Source organism: Paenibacillus sp. FSL K6-1122 (assembly GCF_037977015.1).
GTDB lineage: Bacteria > Bacillota > Bacilli > Paenibacillales > Paenibacillaceae > Paenibacillus > Paenibacillus amylolyticus.
The window spans coordinates 2,123,058-2,134,735 of the sequence record NZ_CP150272.1 but is presented as its reverse complement, the minus strand read 5'-3'; the positions used below and the strand labels follow the sequence as shown (position 1 = coordinate 2,134,735).

General features: G+C 39.7%; 10 protein-coding genes. 1 reads left to right on the top strand and 9 read right to left on the bottom strand.

Annotated features, from left to right (window positions below; genetic code table 11):
- Positions 1–31: 31 nt before the first annotated feature.
- The 9 genes from NSQ20_RS09605 to NSQ20_RS09565 all read right to left on the bottom strand — a co-directional run bounded on the left by NSQ20_RS09605 (position 32) and on the right by NSQ20_RS09565 (position 10,757).
- The gene (locus tag NSQ20_RS09605; RefSeq protein ID WP_340032338.1) at positions 32–1,183 is read right to left on the bottom strand and encodes a discoidin domain-containing protein; all 1,152 of its coding nucleotides are present in this window, start codon (positions 1,181–1,183) and stop codon (positions 32–34) included.
- 65 nt (positions 1,184–1,248) lie between these two features.
- Positions 1,249–3,831 carry a hypothetical protein gene (locus NSQ20_RS09600; protein WP_340032337.1) on the bottom strand — a complete coding sequence of 861 codons (2,583 nt, stop codon included), beginning with the start codon at positions 3,829–3,831 and terminating at the stop codon, positions 1,249–1,251.
- Positions 3,831–4,517, bottom strand: a complete 687-nt coding sequence (locus NSQ20_RS09595; protein ID WP_340032336.1) for a hypothetical protein — start codon at positions 4,515–4,517, stop codon at positions 3,831–3,833. Before NSQ20_RS09595 ends, NSQ20_RS09600 begins: the two co-directional genes overlap by 1 nt.
- 4 nt (positions 4,518–4,521) lie before the next feature.
- A complete protein-coding gene (locus NSQ20_RS09590) occupies positions 4,522–5,094 on the bottom strand; it encodes a hypothetical protein (RefSeq protein WP_340032335.1) in 573 nt (190 codons plus the stop codon).
- A gap of 33 nt (positions 5,095–5,127) precedes the next feature.
- Complete coding sequence (locus NSQ20_RS09585) at positions 5,128–5,748, bottom strand: hypothetical protein (RefSeq protein WP_101313314.1); 621 nt, start codon at positions 5,746–5,748, stop codon at positions 5,128–5,130.
- Positions 5,749–5,813: 65 nt separating this feature from the next.
- A complete protein-coding gene (locus tag NSQ20_RS09580; protein WP_036609956.1) occupies positions 5,814–6,356 on the bottom strand; it encodes a hypothetical protein in 543 nt (180 codons plus the stop codon).
- A 17-nt stretch (positions 6,357–6,373) separates the two neighbouring features.
- On the bottom strand, positions 6,374–7,135 hold the full coding sequence (locus tag NSQ20_RS09575) for a hypothetical protein (RefSeq protein ID WP_051447147.1): 762 nt from the start codon (positions 7,133–7,135) through the stop codon (positions 6,374–6,376).
- A 146-nt stretch (positions 7,136–7,281) separates the two neighbouring features.
- A complete protein-coding gene (locus NSQ20_RS09570; RefSeq protein ID WP_036609958.1) occupies positions 7,282–8,040 on the bottom strand; it encodes a hypothetical protein in 759 nt (252 codons plus the stop codon).
- Positions 8,041–8,045: 5 nt separating this feature from the next.
- Positions 8,046–10,757, bottom strand: a complete 2,712-nt coding sequence (locus NSQ20_RS09565) for a hypothetical protein (RefSeq protein ID WP_340032334.1) — start codon at positions 10,755–10,757, stop codon at positions 8,046–8,048.
- A 269-nt stretch (positions 10,758–11,026) separates the two neighbouring features.
- Between NSQ20_RS09565 and NSQ20_RS09560 the strand changes: the two genes are divergently transcribed.
- Positions 11,027–11,599: a hypothetical protein gene (locus NSQ20_RS09560; RefSeq protein WP_036609959.1), complete on the top strand. Its 573-nt coding sequence runs from the start codon at positions 11,027–11,029 to the stop codon at positions 11,597–11,599.
- The last annotated feature ends 79 nt before the right edge of the window (positions 11,600–11,678 follow it).

Sequence of the window (11,678 nt, the reverse complement as noted above, 5' to 3'; positions counted from 1 at the left end):
AATAGAACACATCTTATAGAGGTGTTCTCGATTAACCGAGGGTAATTTTATCTACTCGGCGTTTTGACATATCAACTGTGTGTTCAAAGGTTTTACCTGAGCCTAATGAGTTGTACTCATCCTTATTTTTTTGAACCTTATTCATTAAATTGAATGGCACTGAAGAGTCTCTACCATATTTAAGAAAAGATTCTTCATTCAGTTTTGGCACACTAACCAAGTAAGACGGGGATAAATGTAATAATTCGAATTCAGCTATAGCCCAAGTTATGTTCAATGTTCCTCGAATTCTATAGTATCTGTATGATAATTCATTCTTAATAATAAATTCCTTTGTTTCCCCCTTAGTCCAACTGATACCAGTTTTTGTGTCTAGAATAGTCCAAGTTGAATTGTCATTGCTTGACTCAAAATACCAAGCAGTCGGAGGTGTGTTACTAATACTTGAATGGGATGTTAATCGATAACCAATAATTTTTTTCTCAATCGACCAGTCAATTCCGATATAATATCCAGATGAAGCACTAGACCATCCAAAAACTTTTTCTTTATCTCCGTCAAATGCATTGAACGCTGAACCCGCTCCAGTCTGAATACCATTTGTCCACTCTGTTGAGAATATAGGAACTATGGGCGAAGCAGAAGTGTTGCTGGTCATTTTTGGGATTGCATTCTCATATTTTATTCCACCTACTGAATAAAACTTATCGCCTGATGAAAGCAAGATTCTATTATGATGTACATACTCTAAAAATTCAAACTCTTTGATTCTCATTGAGTATGTTCCAGAAGTGAAGTTAACCCTGTAATATCTATATGAATTTGAATTGTTTGTATCATATTGATTTTTACCATCTGTATTCCACACAACAGAATTTTGCGAATCTAATATCACCTGTTCTCCTGAAAATAAACCAGTCTCACTTGCTTCTAAGTTAAATCCAGTAGGTGGTACTGTTGTATCTATAGATATAGAATATCTAGCAACTTTAACTTTATTGCCGAAGTCAACCCTGAACCAACATGATGGAGCTTTCGCATTTGTATTCCAAAAAGTAGAAGAGTTTTTATCTACTGCATACCACAACAATCCATTTGTTACTTGTTCGTTAGCTTGAACAGCATATGGTTGCGGCACATTTGCCGCAGTCATTGCAGGGAGCAAATCTTTATAATACCCCATGAACGATTCTCCTTTCTAAATAAGATCATTATTTCAACAACAAAAAGAAGTAGAGCATTTAAGCCCTACTTCACACTTACGTTCGTTATTTCAAAATACTTCTTCAGATCGATTCTTTCTTTGAACAACTTGCCTGATCCTAGTGAGCCATTTGCATTCATGGTCTGTATAAAAACTTCGTTTTCCCTGTCTAATACAGATAGATCATCCATTCCTTCATTAATAAAAGTGTCTTCTGATGGTAAAGTTGCTGAAATTGTATTCCATTCTAAAGTTCCAGTATCAAGCCTTTTATAGGCTCCATCATGTTTGACGAAGGATTTAAACATTGGCAAAGTTTCTAGTTCAAATAATGGTCTATATCCACTAGAAGATGTAGATGAAGAAGCCACCGCACTAAATGTTGCAACCGTAGTTGCCCCTCTTCGAACCCTGTTCGCACTATTAGAATTTGTTGTGCTTGCTAAGGAATATCCTGCGCTCCAATTCCATACTCTATCGTCTCCAGCAATAATATTACCATTTAACGTTGAGTTGACAATGTACTGATCCCATTCATTGTCTTTGTCTGCCGCCGAATATCCACCAGATAGGAGTCTTGCAACGAACATATAATTCTTCTCTCCTAAATCCTTTTGAACGGCAAATACAAGACCATTACTATTTAATGCATCCCATGTGATAGCCGCTTGAATATTCCTGTCTGCAATCAATATCTTCTTCTTATTGTATTCGTCAGCAAAAATAAAATAGAAATCGCCATTAGGCACACTTGGAATAGATGTTGTTGAGATAAAGTCAGATGTTTGTTTTCCTATATTTTTAAACTCTCCTGCCGCACCAGAAGCTAAAGCAACATAGTTACATCTGATACGTTTACCAACCTCAAGTTCTGCAATGCTTGTTACTTCATCTGGATGGTATAATCGACCATCGGAATCAATATCGATGGCATCGAGTGAAATATATGTTCCAGACACATAGGATATGGTCACACTATGTTTCTCCCGAGGTAAGTCAAGCAATTCAAAAACAAGACGCTGAAAATTCCCACTACTTGAGTCAGTAGATGAATATGTATATTCCGCTCCATCGACTTCAATCTTTGAAATACCACGATTTTGATGCATTACATCAATGACTCTAATTTTAGTTCCAATAAAATCAAAGCTTATTTTAGTTTCGCCACTTGGTTTGGTTGCATATAAATATGATCCTTTGTAGGTGCTAGAGTGGGAGTAGAGTGTCCAATCAGAGGTATTGTCACGAACAAAGTAGACATCTTGGTCATCATACCTTCTCCAACCCTCATCTGGTGTAGTCAATTTGGTTCCAATAAGTCTTACCATGCGTCCAGTTACATTAATGTCTATTGCATCAATATGAAAATTACCTGTGCCACTAACTTTTTTAACTATAACCTCATGAACCCCATCAGTTAAACCTAATTGTTCAAAAGCGATCCTTTGAGGTTGATATTGAATAGAAGAAGATGAAGTTGTTAGGTCGATATATTTTATTACTCCATCAATGCTAACTTCAACATTTGTATCATATGCGCTACCATACTCTGCAATGAGTCTAAGCTTGTCTCCTGTAAAAGAAAATTTTATATAATTCCCAATTACATTGCTATACCTAACTGAGCCACCTTCAAATACACGCCCCGTGGAATTCGTTACTGTCTTCCAATCTGTACCCAAATACAGTGCGTAGTTATCCGTGTCATACCTCTTCCACTCTGGCTCTGGTGTTGTCAGTTGTTGTCCGACACGTGCTACCAAATAACCGTTATCATCAATATCTACAGCATCAATATCCAACCTCCAATCTCCGTTCGTTCCGCTGATAAGATTAACTTCATGAATACCTAATGGTAGATTGGTTTTTTCATAGGTTACTTTCTGTCTTTCGTCTGCTGTTGTTGGCATTCTTGGATTAAACTTCTCAGTTACTCCATCAATGACCACTGAAATATCATTTGCAAAAGCCGGACCTATGCTTGAAATTAGTCTAAATTTGGTTCCGTAAAATTTAAACCTAATTTCAGTGTCACCTTTTCCTTGAGATGTATAGTGATGACTATTGTTGTAAATACCTTGATTTGCCCCTGTATAAGCAATCCAATTCGTTCCAAGATAAGCAAAAGCATCGTGTGTATCGTCATACCTCTTCCATCCTGTTTCAGGGGAGGTTAGAGTGTGTCCATACAGATACCCCGTTTCATCAATATCTATAGCATCTAAAGTGAAATTTATACGATTATGACCTGTTGCAATAGTAACCGTGTGAAATGCAAGAGGTAATCCAGTCTTTTCATACACTATGGATTGCTGAAGGCTAGGGGAACCTACTGTACGAAACGCACTATACATCTCTGTTACACCATCTATCGTGATAGAGTTATCAGAATGCCTATCTGAGTAAAAGTCAGAGATAATCCTAAGCTTTGTTCCGAAAAAAGAAAATGTAACATAGTTATTGTCGACAGCTCGGCTAGTTACTCTTATACTGCCACCATAATAAACTGTATTGGATGGGGATGGGGTGGTCCAAGTTCCTGTATACTTTAAGCCAACATGTGTATCATCATAGCGTCTCCACCCTGATTCGGGTGCAACTAATTGATCTCCTAATACTGCCATCATTACACCTCCTTATATTCAAATACTGGACGAAAACCAATATAGTTTTGTGATGCCGAAGAACCTGTAAAAGCTACACCTCGATTGTCTGACCTTGATTCATATCCACGTACAATTTTTGAAGTATTAGTTGCACTTAATGATGTTCCAGCATTTGTAGTCCATGTGCCAATAGCTGGAGATTCTTTAGTCCAAGAAAAAACATTTAGATGATGCCAAACATTATCGTCATTGGGCTTTACCTTTCCACCCAAACGACCATTTTTGATATACACATCCCACTCATTAATTGTAGGGAATGCTCCCAATCCTAAGTCCTTCATGCTCAGTTTTCCATCTTTGTCTGCATATCCTACTCCACCAGATATACTACGGACAATTCCTGAGACACCACCAAAGGTTTTAGGCAAACCTTCAATAATCTTATTTGCATTCATTGAATCCCAAGTGACAGTATGATGTCTAATGCGATCAGAGATTAAAAGACCTTTGTCTACTTTAATAGCGTACCAGTAGTAGTTGTTTAAACTTGTAGTACCAACCAACCCATTTACAGGTATTTCGTTTATTCCTAGAGTGCCATCTATAAATTGCTCTCCAGAAGAATCATATCTCCATACAATATAGTCGCCAATCTCCATATCACTTATATTTGATCTCAATACGCCTATAGTCGCTGGAACTGCCATAAAATCACCCCTTACTCACTCTGATTCCATCTACTTTTTGAAATTTCGTATTTTCAACCTTCTGACGTAGCACTATCCCTGTCGGAGTATCCGATGCTCGTTCCATGTTCAATTGATATATTTTCTTTAAGCCTAGTGAACCCGAATCGCTTTCAACAAAGGAGTTGTTGTATTTCCCCTTCTCTTTAAAATCGTCTATGTAAAAGTTCGAATATTTCTTTTCTGCAAAAATCTCAATTTTCACCTTCGCATACTTTGCAGGCGATTTGGACACAGCGCTATTAGCAGAGATTTCCTCATACGCCCCCCACTCAAAGCCATCCTCAGATGTACTCCAATAGATCTTGTATGATGCTCCCCCTACTACATCTACCTTTGCAGCCACACCTTTAAATGAAGCAATCTTATCCTGAATCCGAATGGGAGTGGACTCCCAAGACCCATTAGCTGGATAGATTGAATTCCCGTCCGCATCCTGGCTCAACTCTCTTAATTTCAACTTCTGGGCCTGATATATCGTATCTTTGAAAACACCTATAGATAGATCTATATCCAGTGCTATTTCTTGAATCGCCATACTCTCACCACCTATCTCATCTCAAAATCCAACTCAACGAATGTCCCAGTTTATGATCCCTGCATGATTTGCCTTCAGAGGGGCTACGATTTGATCTATGACAAAGCCATTTTTACGAATAACTAATTGCCCAGGCAGGTCCTGATCTGAGGTAATTTTAATTTGGAGAAACGCAGTTTCTTTCAACGGCAGGGAACAAACACATTGAAAGTTAATCTGCACATCGTTCAAATTCATCATTTTTTTGTAACCGAAGTTAAAACATTCAATCGTATTATGGAAAGCCCCCGAACTCCCATTACCTGAATGTCCACTCATATTCACATCTGAAGAAACATTCTTAAATTGAATGATGTCACTGTATAGAAAGGTCCTACCCGTTAGCGGGTATTCTTGTTCTTCACATACGTATGATATAGAGTACCGATCCGCATTAATATGAAATACACCGTTGGCAACGTTGTGATACACGTGAGATCCTTGCCCAATCAATCCAAAAGAGACCAACTTTTCCTTGTTAATTTTATAAAAACTGTTTGATTGTTGTGTCTGCAAATCGAATTCGCTTAAATAAGTACCATCATAGTAATCAGCAATCCATACATAAGCTTGAGATACAGGTGAGCGCGTAAATTGTGTATTACCTAGAATCACAGAACTTCCCCCCTTTTAATAAAAAGGACAGGCTGCAATAGCCTGTCCCATAACTGTTTCTTTTTTTACACGTAACGATAAGAGATACGTTTCTTGAACTGTTGCTTGCCACTTTTCGCGTTCAGCGGTACTACACATTGAATGGATAGCGTTACATAGTTACCAGCCGCATCTTGAGGATTTCCATTGTTACTAACGCCCAGGATTTCTTTCGGTCCCGGTGCAAATGGTGTTGCATAAGCGGTTCCCGTATGATCTTTGGTTGTCTTGCCTGTTGTTCCGATGGGTTTGGAAAAATCCTTACCAATACGTGAACTTTCTTCTTCCAGGTCTGTCTCCCCCAAGGAATCAACCTGAACGTGGAACCAGTTATTCTTCACCACTTCTACATCATGAGCCTCCGTGTCACCAGTACCACCAGTCATATCTCGCGTTGTAATCGTGCAATCTTCCATTTTAGATACGTCCGAAGCACCATTTTTATTGTTCCATACATTGAAAATAAAAATATCACTTTTGCTATCCGCATCAATAACCTTGTAGTCAAAAGGGGTAATAATCTCATTACTATGTGTAGCATCCATCCATGAAATAATTGGTTGTGTCATTATAATCCATCTCCTTTTTATGTTCTGATCGTTAATTGAATCGTAAGATGTTGAATGTTTGAACCGGCTTCGACGATGTTGATTCTGAAGATATCTCCAGCCTCCACTTTTCTCACCTCAAATGTAGCCTCACCATCATCTTGATGTTGAAATGCTTCAAATTTCAGTGGACTCCCCATCACATCCTGCCAGTGAATGAGATCCTTGGATCGTTCAATTCTTATTTCAGTTGCGGTATCTCCAGTAACCCCACAGTAGCCCTTTACATGTAAAATCTCGCCATCGAATGGAAAAGGGGCTAAAATGCCCAGTACTTCCGGGTAAACCTGTGATTCTTTGCAAAAGACAATAACACGATCCTGTACTTCCAATGGAATCTCATTTAATTTCAGGTGTTCAGCTGTACTCATGAGCCCATCCACATCGGAATTAACGACCTGAAGGTTTTGACCAAATACATCAATCTCTACCCATGTCTGTCCATCAAAACGATATCTTTTACCATCCTTATACGTCTGCACCGTCCAGCCTATTTCAGGAGAAGAGTATTGCATACTTAACTCCTCAAAATCAGCAACTGGACTCTGATACACAAGTCGAGTCGTCTGATAAGCCTCTTTTGCTTTTCCGGCAGCCTGTAAGGCTTCGCCAGCAGCCTCCAGTGCCCGCTTGATAGCGAGTTCAGTTTCGTCAGGATCTCCTGGCTGCCCGGGACCGCTATGTTTCACCGCTTCTCTAATTAAAGACTCTACATGTGCTAAAGTTATCCCATTTGACATAATTCACCTACCTAAGCGTTATGTAGCGTATTTTCTTTATAAGACGGCTTCCAAGTTGATACCTCCCCCATAACTAGGAAACCTGTCTCTGGCTTATCATTAAAGAAATTCTTGAACAACCATGCAAAACATTGCTGTGTCTGGCTTTAGAGAAGTTTTCTAATTGGACTAATGCCAGCTTTTTTGCACTCCTTGCAGTATTTCATTCGATTCGATTTTGCAAGCATCCGTTTTCCGCATACGGTACAATTTTTAATATTTTCTCCTTTCCAGCGAGAGTACTCCAGCACAAAGTCATCGAAGCGAACTAACTGGAAGGCAACCTCACCATGCTCCGCAGCGAACAAAACCTGTACATTAGTTGAATCGACGCGTTTACTTTCTTTGAGATACCCTAACTGAATAAGTTTGTGCACCAATAACCCCTGATCTTTTTTGCTTACGGCCATTTGACTATCACCGTAGATTTCTTTCCATTCATGATTAATCCAGTACGTATCATTTTCATTGATTCGATTATTAATCTTGCTGTAGACCAGTAAAACAAAGGCCAATTTCTCGAGTCGTTTACTTTTAAGTTGTTTGATCTTTTGAAGTTCTTCGTGCGTTACAGGTACATGATCAATCTCGATTAACGTGCTCTTGCTTGCCTCCTCCCTTATCTTGATATACTTCTGAGACTGCTTAATGATACGATTGAGAAATGTATCCCACTGGACAGCATTGTAGTCTGGATAATACTTGGTCATAAACTGATTTAACAACGCATATGCATCTTCGGCGTTCTTCCCTTGTTGAAGCCCGTATTTAGCTAAACAAATCAACGTTTTGGTTGGCTTCTTATCCATTTTCCCATGTGCAATTGCTTGCTCGGCATGATGACGTTCATTCAGAATGATTTTCAAGGGCGCTACTCCTTCACATGCATTTGGGTCATTTTAAAGGTTTTTCCCGCGTACTCAATATCGCCGTCCCGGTCTCTAACCGGATAATGGATGATGTGATCATTGCGGAGCAATAGATTGCGAATAATCTGATCCCCGGAGACATCCCATACAAATTGCTTTGATTTCTCCGCATTTCGATAACACATGTCCACAATCATATTGCACAGATCTTCTTCGTTATTGCAGATCTCCAGCGCCTGCTCCTTGAAACGTGAAACAAACAACTGCCATCGGGCTGATCTTTCTTCCTTTTTCACCTTACTCTTGCGCAAGTTAGTCATATAGCTACGTAGCTCTTCGTTATGCATCTGATATAATCGTTGGAGCTCTTTATAACGAGCCTGGGAATATTTCTTGGTACTCTTCAATATCGTATGATCAAACGGACTCTCGGTCTGTTTTAACTTTAACTTGTTGAACTCGTCTTCCACTTGATGGCATAACCGGTTCATCACAGAAGGTGCCGTGGATACAGGCATTCTCTGTTCATACTGTGCCAGGAACTGTTCCTGATCCGGAGATAGCTCCTTCTTCAAATACAACTCATCCACAGTCATGCCAAATAACTGCAAGCACTTCTGACTCGTTTTTTCTACATAAGTGGCATATTCTTTTTTCTGTTCCGGGTCATTGTATATGAAAAAATAAGGTTTCTTGTGTGCTACCATTTTCAAGGCAGACTCGTCCGTTACCGCAGCGCGAATATCATACCAGTGCTTCGGCATTTTTTTACATTCAATACCTTTAGCCTGATCAATGGCATTTTGTTGATAATGCTGACCACATTGAATTCGGTACATCATTTCCTGATATTCTGCACTATGCTCCTCATAATTGGCTAATACATCAAACATCGATGTGATTTTGTTCGTTGTAAAACCGATCAGATCACCAAAGCTGTCTTTGTTAGCCTTAATCAGATCCTTTTCATCCGGAATTTTATGGGCTGAGGTTTTCTGTACACATACAATCGCATCAAGCTCCTGTATTGCCCCAAGAATCGTGTAGTTGTCTGTAGTTAAGACCTGATCACTATCCATATCTGCACCATTTAAAGAATGTGTCGTCGTATCCCATGAATTTAAGATCGTGACCGTGTTCATATAGCGATACCAATGCTGCATCTCATCTGTATTTTGAAAACGAAGCACCTTGATATTGTTATGACAAGTCATCGGAGCTCTGAAGCAAGCCACGCGGTCCACATGGCGTTCATTCCAATAGCTGGAGTAGAACTCACCTGAACTCAGCAATCCTGTTAAAGGTAAGCCAAATATGCTCTGACACAATGTATAGGGATCGCCAGAAATAATGCTGAAATTGCCTTTCACTCTTAGAACTCCGATCTTGGCTTCATTCATTCGTTTACGTATTAAGGTATGAATTTTGTTGCGCACAAAAGGATCATCTATAAGTCGCGGGTCTACCATCAGCCCTTTGATATAATCATCTGGACTATTTCTATAATCGTTCTCATGGATGTGAATTCCTTTGAGAAATAACAGTGCCTTGCGATAGTCTTCACCTAGCACATCTTTAATCGAGTCTACTGTGGGACGAATAAGTTCACCAATCTCGTTATCATCCAATTGGAGTGACTGAATAAACTGGTAATTTAAATGACGCTCATCCTCCAGTTCTTCGGGTGTAACCTTCGTTACGCTGAACGTGTAGCCATAATAACCGCAACATAACAGGTAATCGTCGATACTGTTGTATGAGCTCCATAGTTTGAGCATGGACGTTGTGATGATCAGGTCTACCTCTCGAATATCCACAGGATTACCCCAGGCATCGTCCACCATATAATTGCCTGCAACTCGATCTGCAAATTCGTGATAATCAAATGTAAAGACCATCCCTTTACAGAAGCTATTACGAATACAAAATCCACTCGGGATATATGCATGTCCCAGCTCGGTTGCCCATCGTTCACTAAGTGCAGGAGAGATAAGACCGAACCCATCACTCATATTCATCTGAATAGGCTCATTTTTCCTACTCTCTATGCGAGGGTATTCTGTCTCGGTATCATCAATCTGAATTATGTCTGCACCAAATTCAGTTATACAATCATGAATAACCAATACACGTTCGGGATGTGACACAGGCGTGCTTGTACTGCAAGCCAAGGCCTTATATGCCTCCAGTTTGGCAGGAACCAGCTCTTTATTGGGATCTCTGCCGTTATTCAATCTTTTCTCCAAAGACGGGTGGATATCCTCACTCACATAGATGACCGTCGAACTTTTGGCTCCACCTGTCGTAGCCAATAACCGCTTGTATTTCTTGCCGTTGATGGAGAAAGCTTTCGATGAATTCAGCCGATCATAGTCTTTATTATTTTCAATGACCACCAGCAAGTAATCATCGGCAAATTTCAGGTTTTTCAGTTCTTCATGCAATTTCTTCATTGTTCTTTTATGTTCAGCATTGGTTTTCAAGGCTTTTAATCGCTCTATTTCCAGCTTGATTCTAGCCAGATCTTGTTCCCTCTCCTTGTAGCCTCGAATACGATCTATAAAACGAAACACCTGATGGTTTCCAATAGATGCCACTTCTCCATTTACTGTCGCTTCTTGATAAGTAAGATGCAGATCATAATCCGCTTTTCTAATTCTGGAAGATGTAATTTTATAAACGTATCTCAATCGATCCTGATATGCATTGCCCATTCCCGATTCCCCCTGTTGCTTCCTGTCCTGATTAAATAAATTATAGAGTAGACCCGCACGACTGGCGCAGGCAAACAGGACGATCAGGGGATGAAAAAAGAAGATTATTTGTTCTATTCTGGGGAGAATTTAAGGGGCACTCCGGGACTAGATTCATCTCGAATCGGCATATTTCTGCGTCTCTAGCACTATGATAATTTCCTTTTTAATGATATAGTGAATTGAAGCGTTTTTTTGAGCTGACATAATTTTTAACGGGGCTGGGATGAATGAAAGAAACCTTATCCAATCAAGAGGACATCGGCTTTTTATTTAATGTCGATATACTTATTAAGAGCCGCTCAAATGCATTGGCACTGCAGTCCCTGTTGGAGTTCATAAACAATGAAGAACAAATTGCGGACTTTCGGATTCAATCCGGCATAGAGCTAGGCAAAATTATTGAAGCGACACTCCAGTCCAAGAAGGACTCTTTCGTCACACTTCACAACGAACGCAAAAAAGCCAACGCAGCACAGAAGGCGTCCACTGCAGCTCAGACACCTGCCTCACCTGCTCCAGTCAAAACACAGAATCAACAAGAACAACCGGTTAGCGAGAAAAAGCCTGCCACCCAAACATCCAATGTATCCGATGGGAACTCGTTTGACGCGTGGATTGACACGCTCATTAAAGAGAATAAACTCACCCGTATTGTTGTCAATAACAAGAACGGTAAACATCAGAGCATTCCTTGCCGTATTCTGAATTTTGATCGTGATACCAGTATTGTGAGCATCTACCATGTCGATGAAAAACAGGTGTATACGTTCCGAACCAATGAAATCGATGAGTTTCTGTAACTAACTTCATCAGATTAAAACAAAAAGCAACTTGCGTTAGAATGACGGGACATTCTAACGCAAGTTGCTTTTTTAGTTC